Source organism: Acidobacteriota bacterium, from assembly GCA_003225175.1.
GTDB lineage: Bacteria > Acidobacteriota > Terriglobia > Terriglobales > Acidobacteriaceae > Gp1-AA112.
The window spans coordinates 79061-97163 of the sequence record QIBA01000044.1; the positions used below are offsets into that span (position 1 = coordinate 79061).

An 18103-nucleotide genomic window follows, 5' to 3' on the forward strand; every position below is an offset into this window, starting at 1 on the left:
GTGCTCGTTTGGTTCTTTGCAACAAAAAAGCTGCGCTTTAAGCGCAGCTCCCGGATAGCACCAATGGTCTCACGCGAAGAGTTCCTCAAGCTGTGGCAATGACGTGGACGCAAAATTGGCAACAACTCGCTCCGCTCCTGCCTCGAGAAGCTCCTCGGCACGAGCATGATCGGCGATGCCCAGGCATTTCATACCGGCAGCCTTGGCAGCTAGAACGCCCGAGATCGCGTCTTCACAAACGAGTAGGTCTTTGCATGGGGATCCCAACCACTCTGCCGCCTTCCGGAAAATGTGCGGATCCGGCTTGCCGAATTGAACGTCGTCAGCCGTGACAATAGCCGCAAATTGATCGTGAATCTTGAGCTGACGGAGGATGTAATTGACCCGACTCTTGCTCCCGCAAGAGGCAACGGCGAAAGCTATGCCCGCTCGTGAGAGCTCCTCGAGGAATTCTAGTGCTCCCTCTACTGGCTCGATCGAGAGCGCCTCTTCCCTGAAAAGCATCTCCTTGCGGTGACCGTATTCCTTGATCTGTACGTCCGGCAGATCGCCGAGAAAGTGGCGGAGAATGTCTTCCTTCTTGCGCCCGTCCAAAACGAAATCAACCTCGGCGTCTGAAACATCCAGCTCAAGAGCGTCAAAAAACTTCTTCCAAGCGCGTTTGTGGATCGGATGACTATTGATCAGTACTCCGTCCATATCAAAAATGACGCCTTTAAGCATTCTGCTCCTGCACCGTTCTGACCTTCCGTTCTGGCCAGTCACGCTGCGCTGAACGGTAATTTTCCATGGTGCCAATTATCGATCACGTAATTTTCGATCTCATAGGCAGCGATCCTGCCAATCAGGCGAGGAAGAACATCGAATCCAATATGCGCTGGCTGATGTTCTGGGACGGCGCGTAGAAATTCCCGGCATGCCAGCAGAATGCCGGAAAATGCGACATTGCCAACCGGAATTTTGGGTTTGCGGTGAATTCTGTAATCCAGCCGCCCCTTGGGTCAACCTGCACGATTCCGCATCTCGATGGATCCGGAACTTTATAGGCTCCGATTGTCGCCGCCTCCAATTCGGAATGCCGCTTCAGCATTTCGTCGAAATGGAAATCAGTCAGCACGTCCGCGTAGAAAACCCAGAAAGCTTCCTCGCTAAAAACTCAGAAACTGTTGGTTCGAATTGCTGCGCTTCCGAGCAAGACCGCTCATCGGAAACCTGCACCCGAACCCCGGACTTATCGCTCCGCTCTAGAAATTCCCGGACCTGATCAGCATGAGAGTGGAGGTTGATCAATACTTCTTCAGTTCCGAACCGCCGACATTGCGACAACCAGATCTGCAGCATCGGCACACCCGCGATGGGCAGAAGGCACTTTGGGATAGCATCTGTCAGCGGACGCAGCTGTCTTCCATGACCAGCAGCGAGCAGGAAGGCTTTGCGAGGACTGACCATCATCACCGCGAAAAATTGACCGCTGCAGCTATCGGCTCAAACGTCCACTTCATTCCACCCCTTTCATCCGCATCGATAAAGGGATCATCCACGACCACCTGAGCACCCTGAAAATCAAATTCGAAATCCATGTCACGCGCTCCCAATGCAGCAAGGCGCGTACGGACTGCTGGTTGAGCAGGCTGCGGACAGTACAACAATAGGAAGCCTCCACCCCCGGCTCCGGTAATTTTTCCCCCGAGAGCACCCTCACCACGTGCGGCCTCATACATCTCGTCAATGCGAGTGTTGGAGATTTTTTTCGAGACTCGCTTTTTCGCTTCCCATCCTTTATGGAGCAATTCTCCAAATCGGTCCAAATTTCCAGCCTTGAGTGTGGCCCGCATCAGATCCGCGCCCTCCCGGATTTCATGCAGGCTTTCTATCGCGGCACCAGCCTTGGCCCGTGTCGATTGCTCCTGCTCCTTAAGAATCGTCCAGGAATGATGGGCAGCGCCTGTAAAGAACAACATCAACTGTGATTCAAGTTCTCTTACGAGATCAGGCTCGAGATCCAGCGGCTCGACGCTCACGGACCCGTTTTCGGCGAAGCGAATGAAATTCAGTCCACCAAAACTTGCCGCATACTCGTCCTGCTTACCGACAGGTTTCCCAAGAACATTGCGAGTAATATGAAACGCCCGTTCCGCCAATTCGTACTTCGACAGCGGAATGCCAAGATATGTAGTCAGCGTCTTAACCACGTTCAGAGGTTGAATGAAACTGCGCATCCAAGTTCTTTCATTACCGAAAGGGGAATCTCAAGCTCGGTTCCTTTGACACTCATCCGAGAGATGTCTTCCCACGTTTCTACAACGCGTAGGTCGGACGAGATTACCTGCACTTTGCCGTCAACGCGCTTCTGAAGAATTGTGTAGAAGTGTTTGTTAATGGCGGTGCTAAGAACAGCGCCACCAAACTTCTGATAATAGGCGGGTAAATCGGTTCCTCCGCCGCCAAAACTAATCCGCACCGGCGTGCGAACGATCAACATCAAGAACCTCCGTAAAACTGCGCTCCGGAATCCGGGGGTGAGCGACGTTCGGCCCAGCTGGATGCCATATGCGGATGGCAACCGTCCAGAGAGTCTGAAGTAGCAACGAGAGGTCCAGTAACGGCGACCAATGCAGCATGTATTGTAAATCGAAGCGCGCCTTGTCTTCGGATGCATGCTGCTCTCGAAGGCCGTGAACTTGCGCCAAGCCAGTTAATCCCGGTTTCGCAGCAAGCCGCTGGCGCTGCCATTCGGAATAGTGTTTTACGCGATCCGGCGATTCTGGCCTGGGTCCAACCAAGCTCATGTCGCCAAAAACAACATTCAAAAGTTGCGGAAGTTCAGTCAAACTCAGGCGAGCAAGCCAAAGAGGTAGACCGGAGAGATCGAGTGCCTCTCGATCAATGTTCATCCGCCACATCAGAAATGGCTGCCCATGTAAACCGCAGCGAAGCTCTCGTTTGAATGGCTTCTTACCGCCCAGGACGAGATTTGCCGCTGCTAGGAGCACAACCGGACTGACAAGCACAGTGAGCGCTGACGCAATTATCAGATCGGCGACGCGTTTCGCGGCCAGCGCGAACTCTTTCGGACGTTGTTCTTCCAAACAGAGCATTGGGAGACCCTCGACGTCGAGAAAGCTCGCCTTCGAAAGATAGAGTTCGTAGCCTTCAGGAACCAGCGAAACCTTAAGTCCGGCCAGTCGGCTTAGACGAAGTAACTTTTGTACCTCCGACGAACTGGCTCGCGGATGGGCTACCACGATTTCGTCGACGCCCTGTTTCTTTAGAAGTTCGATCACGCCGATCGTGCTTGTGGGCGGCAAAGCCGGTGCGGGAAAATCGGCACGTGGCGATCCAAGAGGCATGTCGTTTGCTGAGTGGAGAAAACCAACGACGCTCTTCATCAGCTCAGGATGTCGCTGAATTTTATTCGCCAGCTCCCGCGCCACATTGCAGCTGCCCATGATTACAACGCGCTGCTGTGCTCGATTGCGAAAGCGGGACGCAACAAAGGCACGCATCAGAGAGCGAATGCAAATAAAGCCGATCAACAGAAGGGAGCCGAAATAAAAAAGCAGCAACCTCGAGTACAACTGCCTGGAGAGAAATGCCACCGACAGGGTGACACACGTCAGCAACAATACTGCGGTCATTACCTGTGACCAGACTCGCGGCGCTTCCCAGCCGTCCGAAAATCCGTCAAGTCGCATGCGCGTAAAAAGGAGCGCCCAAACCACCATTGCAACGCTGGCAACTAGGACATATTCGATGTAGCTTCGGTGCGAGGAGCTTGGGCTATGCAACCCATAGCGGAGCAGGTATGCGATTGTAGCGGAAATCAAAATCCAGAGAAGATCGGCGAGAAGAACTGCAAACTGCAGACGACGACTCATCACGTTCGGGGGAGCCATGATGAAAAAAAAGATCCTCTACTTGCAGGTCGGCCTATCGGAGCTTACCTGGGACGCAGACCGAACCTCAATTTTGGTGGCAATGCAACTCCTTGTCAACCAAAGACTTGTCTCATGACGCTTTAGCAGCAACGACTTTCTGGAGGTCTCCCTGGAGAATCTGTTTTCTCACGAGAGTGAACAGGCAGTGCGCAAGCGAAAGATGAAGATCTTCGATGATCTGCATGTTGTCGGAGGAAACAACGAGGGCAGTATCGCAAAGAGACTTCATGAATCCACCATCGAATCCACCCAAGCCGATTGTTACCGCGGCAGCGTCTCTAGCGACCTCGAGCGCCTTTAGCACGTTGCGCGAGTTTCCACTGCAACTAATCGCAAGAGCCACATCATCAGGCTGAATGAGGCCACGAAGCTGCTCTGCAAAGATATCCTCATAGCCGGAATCATTGGCCCAGGCCGTCAGCATGGGTAAATTATCCGTGAGTGCAACCGCGCGGAACCGCTTGGTTCCAGGAATCCAAGTTCCCTTGCCTAGATCACAGGCGAAGTGAGAGGCGAGCGCAGCGCTGCCACCGTTGCCGAAGAGAAAGGTAGTTTTCTCGTGCTGGTAAGCGCGATGAAGAATACGAGCAATGAAATCGATTTGATTCCAGTCTAAACTGGAAGCGGCGCGTCCCAAAATGGCAAAGTAAGACGCGGCACTCTGGATCTCGTCGGGGGATGACACATTTCCTCCAGGATTTCGCAATTTTTGCAGCTTTTAACGATCAAAAATCTGTTTGATCAAATCTGCCGAGCAGACTACCCCCTTCTCTTACAACCTCCTATCTGTGCATCGCGCGACAGGGAACTTATCATAATATGCGGTCCGTCAGTGAAGCTCCGAACGCGATGATTCACAGAGTACTGCTGAATTGCATTGGGCTTGCTCCCATAGCCAAGCGCTGCGCACAATTTCTAATAAATTGGAATGCACTGCCTTCCACCCCAACTCCGCGCGTATTACTTCAGGGCTAGCGCACAGCACAGCAGGATCCCCAGGCCGAGCGGCACCAGTCCGAATCTTCAGATGCTGGCCGGTCACCTGTTCCACCGCTCTGCATACCTCGCGCACGGAATGGCTGGTCCCAGTTCCAAGATTGAATGCTCGAAAACCAGGCAAATCGAGCCTGCTTAAGGCCAACACGTGAGCCTCCGCTATATCGAGCACGTGAACGTAGTCGCGCAAGCAGGTGCCGTCCGGAGTCGCATGCTGCGTTCCATAAATCTCAAAAAAATCACGACGCCCTGATGCGACTTGCAGCAGCAGCGGAAGAATATGCGTCTCTGGTTGATGTCTCTCGCCGTGGCCAGGAATAGATCCCGACGCATTGAAATATCTGAATGCGACGACGGACCAGCCGTAAGCCGAGCAATACCATCGCAGAATCCGCTCCAGAGCGAGCTTGCTTTCACCGTAGGCATTCATGGGCTCTTTGGGATCGTCTTCCCGAATCGGTATTCGAACGGGATTGCCATAAACCGCAGCAGTCGAAGAGAAAATAAAATTGCCAATACTAGCTCGTCTTAAGCACTCAAGAAACACGATTCCTGACACTAGATTCTTGTCGAAAAAAGTCCCTGGGTTGGTCACGGATTCGGGAATCAATGCTTTGGCCGCAAAATGGAATACGGCATCGAAGCGCTTTTTCGAAAACAATTCCAAAACCGCACGTTTATCACCGATGTCCAGGCGGTGAAAATCAGCGCTGGCGGGCACTGCCTCTCGATGGCCCGTGGATAAGTCATCCACGACGGTGACGGCATGTCCCCGCTGTAGAAGTTGTGCGCTGCAAACCGAACCGACGTAACCGGCTCCGCCTGTTACGAGGATTTTCAGCATCAATATGCTCCTGTGCCTTTCAGGACTCGCATCGGCGTGAGCAGCAGCAGTTTTAGATCCAGCACCAGGCTCCAGTTCTGAATATAAAAGATATCCATCCTAACGCGCTCAGCATAATCCACTCGCTGTCTTCCGTAAACCTGCCAATATCCAGTCAAACCCGGCTTGACTGTCAAAAGTAGCATCTTGGCCTCCCCGTATTTTTCGAGCTCGGGAAGCGAAATCATTCTCGGGCCTACAAGGCTCATCTGCCCGCGAAGGACATTGAACAGCTGAGGCAGCTCGTCGAGGCTGAACTTGCGCAGCCAGGCTCCAACTCGAGTTACACGCGGATCGGCAGTGAGTTTGTAGTTTTTCTCGAACTCCATACGCAACCCGAGGTCCTGGGCAAGAACTCCGTCCGCATCGACTTGCATACTGCGAAATTTGTAGGCGTCGAACTCACCCTGGGATCCCACTACTCGTCGACGATAGATGATCGGTCCGCCATCTTGCAGCTTGACTGCAAGAACAACCAGAGCCAGCAAAGGCGACAATGCGATTAGAAGAACCGTGGCGACCAAGACGTCAAGCAACGCCTTGACGCCCATCCCACATCGGGAAGAACGCATTTGCCCTGGTAGGGCTACTATCCTCTGTCTTCCCACTTTGGGCGAGCCGACCAGAGACACTGTGTTTTTGTATTTTGGAAGTGGATGTTCATTCATGAGTAGAATAAATTAATGAGCTGCGACCTCATAATACAAAGCCAGAGTTCTTGCCGCCGCCTCTTTCCAGGAAAAACCTTTTGCCCGCTCCATTCCTCGTGTCGCCAAGTCCTCCCGCAGCTGTTCATTGCCTTCTACAGTCCGAATCGCCGCCATTATGGAATCCTGGCTCTCCGGATCTATGAGGATCGCAGCATTCCCAACTACCTCAGGTAAAGAACCGCGGTCAGAAACAATGACCGGGCATCCGCATGCCATTGCCTCAAGAGGTGGGAAACCGAATCCTTCATAAAGCGAAGGTAGAACAAAAACTTCGGCCAAGCTGTAAAGCGCAACCAAGTCAGAGTGTGGCACGAAGCCAGTCAGGACGATCTGCTCATTCTCGCTTCGCGAATCGTCCTCAAGTGTCTGCGAATTCCAACCAGTCCGCCCGACGATTACCAGACCCAGTTTCGTTTCGTTCGCTTTGCGCATTTTATGGTAGGCCTGGACGAGAGCTGGCAAGTTCTTCCTCGGTTCCCTCGTGCCTACCACGAGAATGAACTTCTCAGGCACCCGATACCGCGCACGCACCGAGGCCAGCACCTCCATATCAACAATCCTTTTGAACGTACTGTCTACCCCAAGGCGAACAACCCTCACCTTGTGGGCGGGGAGAGCTAAAGCATTCGTAATTTTCTGCTTCGCGTCCTCCGAATCGGTCACAAGCAACCGGCTTCTCTTCGCGGCTCGACTACCAATCCAGCGAAAGTAATAGCGGCCCTTCAGGTCCATTGTCTTCGGGTAAAGCCATGGCGTCGCGTCGTGAAGAGTCCAGATGAAAGGCCGCCAACACAGTAGAGGCGGTGGGAACGCCGGGAAATGGATTAAATCCAGCCTCAGGACATTGCAGAGAGCTCCCATGAATAGCTGTTTGGCAAAGAATTCTTCTCGAATCGGAACAAGACTGGCATGGGCATTCGGAGGCAAATCTCGGAAGTCCGCATGCACGTCACCGGAGAAAAAAAGCGTGTAGCTGTTATCCGTGTCGATACGCAGTAGTTCGCGTGTCAATTTCGACGCGGCGACGAAGATTCCCGTGGCCTCCCTCCAGAGTCCCGTAAGATCAATGCCGATTCTTAATTTGCGTTTGGCAGACACGAAGCAGGCAATACTTCTCCTGATCTTGAAAAATCCATCACTGCTTCTTCGTAGACATCGCACAAGCTCGCGACAGAATCAGCCCAGTCGTGATGCATTTCGACAAACTTTCGTCCGGCTGTTATCAACTTTGTTCTGAGCGCTTGATTATCGAGCAACAGTTCCACGGCAGAGACGAATTCGTGGGGAGTATCCGCGACCAGTAGATGCTTTCCCGGCTTCAAGGCAAGTCCAGGAATACAGAGTCGGGTAGCCACTACAGGTACACCAAGGGCCATCGCCTCCAGCACTTTAAATTGAGTCCCAGCACGAAGGCGAATTGGACACAGCGCTAAAGATGCCCGTCCAAGATGAGGTCGCACGTCAGAAACCGAAGGCACAATCCGGATGTTGTTTTTTCCATGCAGCCGTCGCACGCTTCGTGGGGGCCTGCTGCCAATGATTGCAAATTGCAACTCAGGTCGCCGAGCCCTCAGCAGCGGCCAGACCGCGCGTGAAAAATACAAGGCTGCATCTGCGTTCGGGTAGTAGTCCAGCTTGCCGCAGAAAACAATCAGGTTGCTTTGACACTCGAACTGTTGAAAGCCAAAATGGACCAAGTCAACTGCATTTGGGATTACGCGAATTCTTGCGCGCGTGGGTCCAGGGGTGGGATAGTGTTCCTTATCGATCGCCGACGAGATGACTATCCGGCTGAAGAGCTGCGACGCGTTGGACTCACAAAGCGTCATCCTCCTCCATTCCACCCAAGAAAACAGCTTCGCCAGCGGATTTCGAATCAGTCCTCGCCGCCTCGACTCAAACATTGAAACACTATCGACCGCGTCGAATACTGCCGGGACTTTCCCTATGGCATCTTCCACCATCGGCACGGTTTTCAGATGTTCGGCATGCACGAGGTCGATCTCCCTGCTGTCGATCTTGGCTTTTACGCGATCACGTAGAGACTGCGAGTAAAAGTACGCACAACGCAGCGACTTAGAAGAAAACAGCGCCGTGAGACAATTCCAAACCGACTTCCAGCGGGGTAGCCGGATAACTTCCAAGCTCTGGCAGTACGGCTGCAGCTCAGAAGCGAATTGATAGTCCGACTCGTTGGTTGCCAAGCAAACCACTGACACCTGGTGGCTTTCGGAGAGACGTCGGATGAAATTGAACGGACGTGTCCGTATGAGCGACGGGACGTTTGGGACAACATACAGTATTCTCATCTTCAACAACTCAGACCCTGCTCCTTCTCTCAAGCGAGCTTTCGCTTAAATTAAAAGCCGCAAATAGAATTCCCAGCAGGATCCACGGAAATATAGTAGCCGTTATGGCTTTAGTGCCGCCGCCCGCTGCCGCTGTCACCCAGAACGCCTCTCGAAAAAGACATTCGACAATCCAGCAAACCATAAATGCCCATCCCGCCGCCCTGAGCCAGTACGGAGACTCGCTCTCATCCGTACGCGGCACCTCGAGCCTCCAAAGAAACCGGATCAGCGCAGCAAGCAACCACAGGAACATCAGCAGACCCGGCAGGCCCATTTCGGCAGCAATGGTTAAGAACTGATTGTGGGCAATGCCTCCCGCCGAAACCTCAGCGTAGGTACGATCAAAGAACTGATAGTTGCCGGCTCCCACTCCCATAACGGGATGACTCGCAAAGAGCTGCAGAGCAGTTATGTAAAAATAAATTCTCTCGAAGCCGTACACCTCGTCCGGATTATAGAAGCGAGATACTAGTCCAACGGCGCCAGACGCAAATACTCCAACCAGAAGGAAGGCAGCTATGACTTGAGACCAAACAACCAGAGAAAACATCGAGCTCACTCGCCGCCAAAGCCACAAACCTGTGACTACGAGCATCCCCACAAACGCGAGCAACCAGGTTTCTCGAGAGAAGGAAAGTGCCACTGCGATCAGACAGAAGGCGAAGAGCACGAAGATCAGCCAATATCTTGTTAAAGAACGGCGCCCAAATACGACTCCAGCGTAAAGAAACGGAACCAAAAGGGACGACAGAGGTTCAATCGAGGAATCCCAGGGCTGTTCCCAATAAGCTCGGGTGGCGCCCAGGATAGTGTAGGTTCCACCAAAACCAAAAATCAGCGCGGCAGCCGTCACCAGGGCCCCGAAAGCCACCGCGATCCCCAGGATAACCACAACTGCTTCGAGCTTCTTCCAAGTCTTCATTGTTGCCGCCACAGCAAAAGGCATGCAGATCGTAATGGCCAACAATGCGAGTTGCGAAACTTGCGTGGTGGTCCAGGAAACGTCGGAGTGGGGGAAGCTGTATGTCACAGACGGATCCGGGTGCATGCGTGACCACAACATGGACAACGGAGTGACGACCGCCATTCCCAGCAAAGGCCGGTTGATGGTCTCCGGTTGAAAAACATCCTTCACCGACCATGAACTGCGACTGACAATCCAAGCAATAAGAAATATGCCAAGTGCTAAATCACCGGGGTATAGACGGGACAGTGCGCCGCTTTCGAAAGGCGAATAACTCAACAGTCCACAAGTCAGAATGACCACGGCAAGGCTAAGAGTCGGCTTCAAGAACTGGACTGCAATCACCAGCATTCCAGCTACTCCGACCCACAACAGCGGAGACTGAACGAACAGTGTGTCGAGGGCGACAGCGAAGCCTACGATCAAAACGCAGATCTTCCACGATAGTGTCTGTGCTACTTGACGTTGTTGGAAGGCTGACCGACTGATCATCATGCGTCTCGCTGGGTTGGCTTGCGGCCACTGTCATTGAAAGTCTCGTTCAAAATTTGCAACGTTTCCCGCGCACAGCGTTGCCAGCTGAATTCCGCAGCCCTTGCCAGTCCTTTTGATCGTAAGCGGTCCCGTAAACAGGAATCTTCGAGAGCTCTCCGCATGGTGCCCGCCATCTCCTCGATAGAAGCAGGATCAAAATACTCCAGAACGTTCCCGGAAATCTCTGGGAGGCACGAAGTGTTCGCAACCACCGTGGGGACGCCGCACGCCATAGCCTCTACCATGGGCAGACAGAAACCCTCGTAAAGCGAGGGGATGACGCAGAGAGTTGCGTTTTTGATAAGGAGCGCCAGTTCAGCGTCGGACAATTCGCCCGTCAAAATAATTTTTTCGCGGTGCGGAGCAGCATTGTGGACTTTGAGAATCTCCTCATGGCCATGTCCCATCGGTCCAGCTAGTACGAGTTGCGTGTCAAAGCCTGGAGACGTCTCATGAATGAGTTCCCAGGCCTGAATCAAGCGATGGACGTTTTTCCGCAGTTGTACCATTCCATGGTGCAACACAAAAGGCTGCTGTATGCCTAGTCGACGGAGTAAATCTGCGCTGCTTTCCGGATCTGCCTCACTGGGGTTAAAAAGATCAGAATCGTAGCCTAGATACGTCACATGTACTCTCTCCGGCTTAACGCCGTAGATTTCAACTAAGTCTCGCTTTGACCAAGAAGAGATCGTAATGATGCGACGAGCGAGTCTCGCGTTGATCCATGTCATCGCGTGCAACCGTGCGCTGCTCCGATTCATGCCGCTGGGAAGACGCTTCGGGATAGCGTCGAGAATCGTGGCAACAACCGAAGCAGACCACCCCGGCAAGGAGTGCTGCGCAGTTGGCAGAAATACCAGATCGGCTCCGATTTTAGCCGATTGAAGCGCCATGCCCCCAAGCAACCACAGACCTTTATTCTCCAAAGCTCGCGTCTCGTGGACATGAAGGAGCGGGCTACGGAAGCGGTTCCGGGCCCAGTTCGCCCCGGAATGTGAAAAGCCGTGAAGCTCAATTCCAGGAAATTCTTGCCCGACACCCTTTATCCATTCGGAAAGAAGGTGCCGAAGATACACCCCTGTACCAGTACGTCTGAACCTCGCTGACATGAATAACGTATCGACGGCAACAACCATATCAGTGCTTTCACCTTTGAGAGTTGACCATGCGCATTACGAGACTGGGCCTTGCCCGATGCGCTTGATGAGCCAAAGCCCACAACTGAGTGGCTGTATTCAGGCCTTCTGTGATGAGCGCTGCCAATGCTGCTCCGACGGCGCCATATTTGGGTACCAGGAGCAATGCCAACATCGAATTCACGGATAGATTTACTGCAGCAATTCTCGTGATCGTTGAATACATGCCCCGGGAGTTGAATATCGACGTAAGCCCCATGTTCGCCGACCTTATCACCAGAGCGAGGCTGAGAACCATCAGGATTGGGTAGGCTTGCAGATACATTGGGAAGAAGCGCTCAAGAAACTCCCTGCTTGCGAGCAATGCAGTTAACGCGAAGCCTCCAATAGCGGCATATGCAGGCCACATGGTCCGCAGTACGATACGGATCGCTCGCGCGATACTGTCGTTTCCCGGATTGGCAGCGGAGAGCACCGCGTAAGCTGTCGTCGAAAAAGAAGAGGGGATCATTAGAGCCGGTTCGATGACTCTGAAGCACGCTGAGTAAAGGCCGAGAGCCACTGCTCCCGAAAACTTAAAAACAAACAAAGTGTCAAGACGGAAATAAAGAATAACCAAGGCACTCGTAATGCCAACCGGAAAACTCTCGCGCAAAAGTGACAAAGTCTGGAGAACATCAAATCTCGGCCGCAAACGCAAGTCCGACTTGGAACAAAACAAAATCAAATTCAGAGCGTCTGCAAGGGGCAAGGCGGCGATCACGAGCAGAAGTGACGCCTTCATGTGAATCGCGGCAGATGCAAACAGAACCGAAGCTGCGCTGCTCGCAACGGTCGTACTGAAAATGAGCGACATGGAAAAAAAGCTCTGGAGATAACTCGTAAAGGCCCCTAAGAGGCTCGAGAAGAGAATGGAGAGGCCCGCAATCAGGCCAAGAAAGACTTCAAAGCTTCCTTTGGCGAGGAGGAAAAGCGCTCCTGCGGCCACACCATAAAAGCAAACCGCTAGAAGCAGCTTGCTGCCCAGAATCCACTTCAACAGTTCCCCCCGCTCCGCTGTCGGGGTTTGGGTGAATTTGCGGATTGAGATCGTATCGATTCCGAAATCGGAGAACATCCGTAGAATCTCTACGATCGCAATCACCAAGGACAGTTTGCCAAAGGATTCGGGACCATACGTGCGTGCGATGGCCAGGAGAATTCCTACTCGCGTCAGGCCCGAAATTGCGCGCACCGCCACCGACGACGCAGAATTTACAAACTGCGACTCCCCGCTACTGTTCCAGAGCAGGCCAGAGAATCTCCTCTGAACCGAAACGGATCTGGCCTCGATTTCGCTCATTTACGTGCGACAGCGACGACGTCCCCGCGATTTGTGAATCCCCATAGCCACAAATGGCGCACAAAGGCACCGATACGTTTGTGCAGGGCTCGTCCATATGCAGTGTGTTTGTCCTCGTAGCAGTTCACCGCACCAAAGCCAACCTCTCTCAGGATTCCATCCAGCAAACGGGCCGGATAGAACCGCACGTGTGTCAGATCGAGCCAAAAGACTTCGGTCAATATAAGAAGATTCTTGGGATTCGGCGTGACCAGGACCAGCGTACCGCCGCTCTTAAGAACTCGATACGACTCACGAACCAACTGCAGCGCCTCCGGTGGGTGCAGATGCTCAATCACATGCGAGCAGACAACACCGCCAGTCGAGGCATCTTCAAGTTCGCCAAGATGCCGGAAGATGTCACTCTCCACAACTTTTAAGCCTCTTTCTCGGCACACTTGTAACGCGGGAGGGAAAGCCTCGACACCGTAGTTTGCGACACCAATTGAGGTGAGCAATTCCAACATCGTTCCGCGACCGCAACCAAGATCGATAACCGGGCCGGGCGCATTGTTGAAATGTTTCGCAAGTTCCCGCTGTTGCCTATGGAATAACTCCTCATCGGCACGATAGCGGCACAGATCGATGCCCAGATCGTTGAAGCTGGGTTTTTCTCGGCCACTCTCAATTCCCAAAACGCACCTGCCGCTAGCTGCCATCGGATCCCTCCAGGTCTTACAAGCAAAAGCTCAGTCCGGCTCCATGAGCCGCTCTGCTGCAGCATGCAGAAGACAAGCACCTCTTCCCTCCACCTGGCATGCCGTCTGTCCACTTTCCACGGACTTGCTGACCGCGATTCCTCGGAGAAACCGACACTGCAGGGAAAACAAGACCTTACTTCAACGCTGCGTCGTCGTCGTGCCGCGAAGGACCCCAACCTATGGGAGCTTCAACAGAAAGTCTTCCGGCGCCGTTTCTGCCAAGTCTCGGAATCCTCGCACTGACCGTCGTAAGTACTTCTTGCGCGAACATCTTTCTGGGGTTACTGGAATCGGTCAGTTCCCAAGTTGTCTTGGCAAACACCCACCCTGTGCCTATACCGACAGCCAGAGCAGTTCCTAGAAAAATAATGAGCAAGCGTGGCGGAAATGACTGCTTATCAGGGATGTTTGGAAGATCGAGTACTTTGACTGTTGGAATCTCTTTCGCTTCCTGAACTTTTGCCAGTTCGTATTGCTTTGTCAATGTCTCAAAAACCGCCTCCTGTACCCTTGTCCGGCGATACAGGTCAGCATAGGTAACACCCAATAGAGGGAGCTTACGGATCGAAGGATAAAGTGAGTCTGACCCTTGGGCGGAAGATGCCGACGCATCCTCGTCCTTGCCGCCGATTTTTTCGAGCTGGTCCTTGAGTTCATTGATCCGCGCCTGTACTGAGCGAACACGCACATTATTATTGGTGTAAATCTGCCTGAGGCCCTGGAGTTCTGATTCCGCGGCAATGAGTTCTCCTTGGAGAGTAGCTGCTGCTGCAACCATCGCCTTGCCTTGTTCTTTGATATCGATCGCAGTATTCTTGCTGGAGAATTGGCTGAACTCCTTTTCCGCTGCCTCGAGGTCTTTATTCACCGATTGCAGACGCTCCTCGAGGAACATGCGTTCACGGCGCGCAGCGGAGGTGCTTAGTTCCGCAACTAAGCTGTTGAGTTCTTCGACGTATGCCTCGCCCATTGCTGCGGCGCGCTTCGGGTCGTGGTCAGTCACGCCAATGGTGATGATTTGGCTCTTTCGGTCAACGGATATGGAGGTGTGATCAGCCAGATCTTTCCGGGCATCCGCCATGCGGCGCTCGCCGTAGAGCTTTTTCAAGTCGAACTGCTGGATCAACTTGTCTTGGACGGTGCGACTCGAGAGGATGCCAACAAAAATGTCACTTGTGTTCTTGAGGCTGAGCCCAAGGACATCGCCAGCGATTCCTCCTAGTGCCCCACCCCCGCCCCCGCTGCCCATCGCCGCTAGGGCAGTAGCGAAGCCCGATGCTGACTGATTGTCCGGTGGCATCAATCGGAAAGTGGATTCGTATCTAGCGGGGATAAGAAATGCGACTACGGTGCTGGCAAGCAGAGCGTACAGTGCGAGGCGGAGAAGGACTCGTCGATGTGCCCAAATCAGCCATAGGGATGCGAGGGTCTTCCCATCTGAAGGCTCCGGCTGCGCCGGAGTTCTCGGAATGTCCTTATCCGGCAACCCACGTCCAGGCTGACGAACGGGAGCCACACTCGAGTAGCTCATAGCCTCTCTCCTGCGGGCAACACAGGCGGTCGTGCCTCGCCTGTGGTCATTGAGCTGAACGGCATCGCCAACGGGAAGCGCAGTGTCCGAATCGCTGTCAGGTTTTGCGCCAATCTCACTTGGTTCCCCCGCCTATGAGCCGAAGGTGCTCAGGCCGGTAAGTTATTTGAACCGAGGACGAAACATTATTCTGCGGAACTCCGCTTAAAACGGGAAATGCCCAGTGCTCGTACTGCACTGTAGCGGAAGCATAGACGTCAGAACGCAGATTAAAGCTCCCCCCCAGGGAAAAGTCTTGATAACGTCCGCCTTGTAGAAACTCCTGATCGACGACACCCTCCCTATAACCGAGTTGGAACGAGTTCTTCGCAGATAGCCAAATTGTCGATGCGGCGCTGACCCCTCGCCCATCCCTACCGATCCAGTCTCCTATAATATTGCCGTTCTTGGTAAAGCCATCCCGATAAGTAGCGTTGAAGTAAAAATATCCCTTACCAGCTCCATAGCTCGGTACATCTGTGTATACACCTTCCACTCGCAGATCCACTCGGGGCAGCCCGGGGAGCCTTGCTGCATAGATTCCCGACCGCATTGCCGACATTCGAGGAAAAAATATAGGCGAAATCTCGTCCTCGCTGAACTCTTCCGCGTACCATGTCAACCGATCACGGAGTCTTGGAATGCGATACATCACATCAAAGCCAGAGCGTCGATCTCCGGGCTTTTTCGCGTCACCCGCGGAGTAGTTTGCTGCAGTAAAAGTCGTGCGAAACAGATACCCCGCCGTCAGGGAATAACCACTTCCTCCGAAAATTCCTGTTTTTGTTAGCCCAAACTCAAAATTCGGAGTGGGCTTGAAGCTGAAGCGCTGTCCTTGAATAAATGGCTGAGTGCCCAAATTGGGACCACGCAACCCGCTCGATGTAAAAATGAAATGTTGCCCATCAGTCTGACCGAGAAAGATGTCATACCGCAGTGGGCCGAGAAATTTTGACAACAAAGGAACTTGCGTGGGTGATGTGCTGTTCAGCCGAATCATATTTAGCGGTTCCGAGTTATTGGTGAACATGAGCGGACCGCCTGTACCCGGCCCCCACCACAGACTCTGCGACCCGAGCGTTACGAGGGAATTGCCAAAGTTTAGTCCAATATATGCGTCCACCACGCGGAATCGATTTTCTGCTGGGAACGCACTATTCAATTGCGGAGTACCGGGACCGGTGCCCAGGTTTGCAACTGCCTCTGCGGCTGTGATTTGCGCCTTCACCTGAGGAGAGAAGTCCGGATTAGCAGGTGCATGCTGATATTCACCTTGAAAATAGAACACCAGCGGGCCGGAAGTGGCGCGAGCGGAGAAGCCGGTGATGCTGTTGAAGCCTCGACCATATGGCCGGCCGTAGTCGTTGTACAGCGTCTGGCCGAAGTGGTATCCGTCTCTCAATACGGAGCCAGCAATTTCTGTTGCCCGAGTGTACACGGATTCGAGCACGAGACTGCGATTATCAGAGTTTCCCGCCCAAACCTCTGATTCCCGCGCAAACTCCTGCTGAAGCGACGTAACTATTGATTGAATGTCTGGGGACGCATCGTAGAGATCCGAATTCTCGGCAGCTTCGGCAGCGATACGGGCACACTCTAGCCGGGTAAACGGTCGTTCAGAATCGAAATTGCTGTGTATGAAGCCCAGCCCCGCGAGCCGGTCTATCACTGGATAGACCCAGCTCTCAAGCGGAACATAAGCAGATCCTGAGTGCTCTGCGCCCCTTGAGCCTTCGCGTACGAAAGTGCCATATTCTGCGCCAGGAAGCTCGGGGTTGTGGTGATCTCGATAGATCTTTTTGCCGATCAGGTAGCCGAAGGCACTGCCGACCAGAACATCGGAGGAATAGTGCTGCTGTGCAGTAATACGGGCCACCGATACAGCCGAGGCCAAACCGTAAGAGGCGATCTGCATCAACGGATTCGGGTACTCTCGCGCCAGAACGGAGGCAAGCGCCCAGCTATCGATCGCATGAGCGGACGGGAAGCTACTGCCTCCTTTGCCAATGTGGCCAAAATGATCGCCCTCGAACGGGCGCTGCCGGCCAACGACCACTTTCAGCGCTTCGGCTACGAGCGTCGCATTGATAAACGCTTCGCCGGCGAGCAAACCAGTTTCGCGCTGGTGATCATTGTGGCTGATGAGGCCCAGACCGTACATGCCAGCACCTGCACCGATGAAGCTGTAAAGTCCCAAATTCGAGACCTGCCTGCTCGTGTCGATCCGCCCAGGATTGGACAACCGCTTGGAGATATCGCGATCCGTAGCGATAAGACTTCCCGTTACGATTCCAAACGGGATCGCCCAGGTCGCATCGCTGTCACGCAGCTTAAACGGGCTTGTCCAGATGTGCATCTGATCGAATGCCAGATTCTTCAGAAAGTTAGCTTCGGTGGTGGGAGTCCGACCCGGTTCGTATACGCGAAGGCTCGGTTGCAGATTAGCGCTATCCGCTATGCGATGAAGCTGCTCGCAATATGCATCAGTGCAGGATGACGGGTTCACTGCGACTACAGGTACTTGCAGCACCTGTGCTTGACTCCCGCCCTGCAGTGACACGGGCTGCACGATTTCTCGCTGAACGCGCGGAAGCTCCTCTGCCGAATCCCTCGCCGAATTGCTTGACCTCGTGTTTATTTGAGGCGATGCCTGGCTGGGATGGCGTCGGTCGTGAGATTGTTTCACTTTGGAACTGGCGCTGTTCGGATTGGCTCCAACCTCGTCGTCCTCGGCGAGGCGGCGCAAAGCCTCTTTGTAGTCTGTTGGCGAATCCTCCGTCGACGAATCAGCAGCAGGCAAGGGGTCTGACGCGGCCTTCAACTGATCACGATAAGAGTATCGCGTGCCAATATCCGAGGAGTCCGCGCTTTGAGCCAAGGACTGGAGACCGCATGTCATGATTCCAACCGCGAGAATCGGAATGGAGAACCGCACAGGT

At 53.5% G+C, this 18103-nt stretch carries 17 protein-coding genes; all 17 read right to left on the reverse strand.

Annotated elements, in window-relative coordinates; all coding sequences use genetic code 11:
• Positions 1–69: 69 nt before the first annotated feature.
• Entirely contained in the window at positions 70–723 is a 654-nt protein-coding gene (locus DMG62_11670) for a hypothetical protein (protein ID PYY22821.1), read from the reverse strand.
• Between the two features lie 121 nt (positions 724–844).
• On the reverse strand, positions 845–1117 hold the full coding sequence (locus tag DMG62_11675; protein ID PYY22822.1) for a hypothetical protein: 273 nt from the start codon (positions 1115–1117) through the stop codon (positions 845–847).
• Positions 1111–1452 carry a hypothetical protein gene (locus tag DMG62_11680; protein PYY22823.1) on the reverse strand — a complete coding sequence of 114 codons (342 nt, stop codon included), beginning with the start codon at positions 1450–1452 and terminating at the stop codon, positions 1111–1113. The genes DMG62_11675 and DMG62_11680 overlap by 7 nt, the downstream gene beginning before the upstream one ends.
• On the reverse strand, positions 1452–2219 hold the full coding sequence (locus DMG62_11685; GenBank protein ID PYY22824.1) for a hypothetical protein: 768 nt from the start codon (positions 2217–2219) through the stop codon (positions 1452–1454). Before DMG62_11685 ends, DMG62_11680 begins: the two co-directional genes overlap by 1 nt.
• Positions 2195–2482 carry a hypothetical protein gene (locus tag DMG62_11690; protein PYY22825.1) on the reverse strand — a complete coding sequence of 96 codons (288 nt, stop codon included), beginning with the start codon at positions 2480–2482 and terminating at the stop codon, positions 2195–2197. The genes DMG62_11685 and DMG62_11690 overlap by 25 nt, the downstream gene beginning before the upstream one ends.
• Positions 2451–3896: a hypothetical protein gene (locus tag DMG62_11695; protein PYY22826.1), complete on the reverse strand. Its 1446-nt coding sequence runs from the start codon at positions 3894–3896 to the stop codon at positions 2451–2453. The genes DMG62_11690 and DMG62_11695 overlap by 32 nt, the downstream gene beginning before the upstream one ends.
• A 112-nt stretch (positions 3897–4008) precedes the next feature.
• Complete coding sequence (locus DMG62_11700) at positions 4009–4653, reverse strand: phosphoheptose isomerase (protein ID PYY22827.1); 645 nt, start codon at positions 4651–4653, stop codon at positions 4009–4011.
• A gap of 114 nt (positions 4654–4767) precedes the next feature.
• Complete coding sequence (gene galE / locus DMG62_11705) at positions 4768–5775, reverse strand: UDP-glucose 4-epimerase GalE (GenBank protein PYY22850.1); 1008 nt, start codon at positions 5773–5775, stop codon at positions 4768–4770.
• A 2-nt stretch (positions 5776–5777) separates the two neighbouring features.
• The gene (locus DMG62_11710) at positions 5778–6485 is read right to left on the reverse strand and encodes a hypothetical protein (protein ID PYY22828.1); all 708 of its coding nucleotides are present in this window, start codon (positions 6483–6485) and stop codon (positions 5778–5780) included.
• 12 nt (positions 6486–6497) lie between these two features.
• Positions 6498–7625, reverse strand: a complete 1128-nt coding sequence (locus DMG62_11715) for a glycosyltransferase family 1 protein (protein PYY22829.1) — start codon at positions 7623–7625, stop codon at positions 6498–6500.
• Positions 7604–8845, reverse strand: coding sequence for a hypothetical protein (locus DMG62_11720; GenBank protein ID PYY22830.1), 1242 nt, complete (start codon positions 8843–8845; stop codon positions 7604–7606). The genes DMG62_11715 and DMG62_11720 overlap by 22 nt, the downstream gene beginning before the upstream one ends.
• Position 8846: 1 nt before the next feature.
• The gene (locus DMG62_11725) at positions 8847–10337 is read right to left on the reverse strand and encodes a hypothetical protein (GenBank protein PYY22831.1); all 1491 of its coding nucleotides are present in this window, start codon (positions 10335–10337) and stop codon (positions 8847–8849) included.
• On the reverse strand, positions 10334–11512 hold the full coding sequence (locus DMG62_11730) for a hypothetical protein (GenBank protein PYY22832.1): 1179 nt from the start codon (positions 11510–11512) through the stop codon (positions 10334–10336). The genes DMG62_11725 and DMG62_11730 overlap by 4 nt, the downstream gene beginning before the upstream one ends.
• Before the next feature lie 10 nt (positions 11513–11522).
• Entirely contained in the window at positions 11523–12854 is a 1332-nt protein-coding gene (locus tag DMG62_11735) for a hypothetical protein (protein ID PYY22833.1), read from the reverse strand.
• Entirely contained in the window at positions 12851–13552 is a 702-nt protein-coding gene (locus DMG62_11740) for a hypothetical protein (protein PYY22834.1), read from the reverse strand. Before DMG62_11740 ends, DMG62_11735 begins: the two co-directional genes overlap by 4 nt.
• Before the next feature lie 175 nt (positions 13553–13727).
• Complete coding sequence (locus tag DMG62_11745) at positions 13728–15125, reverse strand: lipopolysaccharide biosynthesis protein (protein PYY22835.1); 1398 nt, start codon at positions 15123–15125, stop codon at positions 13728–13730.
• A gap of 115 nt (positions 15126–15240) precedes the next feature.
• A complete protein-coding gene (locus DMG62_11750; GenBank protein PYY22836.1) occupies positions 15241–18099 on the reverse strand; it encodes a hypothetical protein in 2859 nt (952 codons plus the stop codon).
• Positions 18100–18103 lie beyond the last annotated feature (4 nt).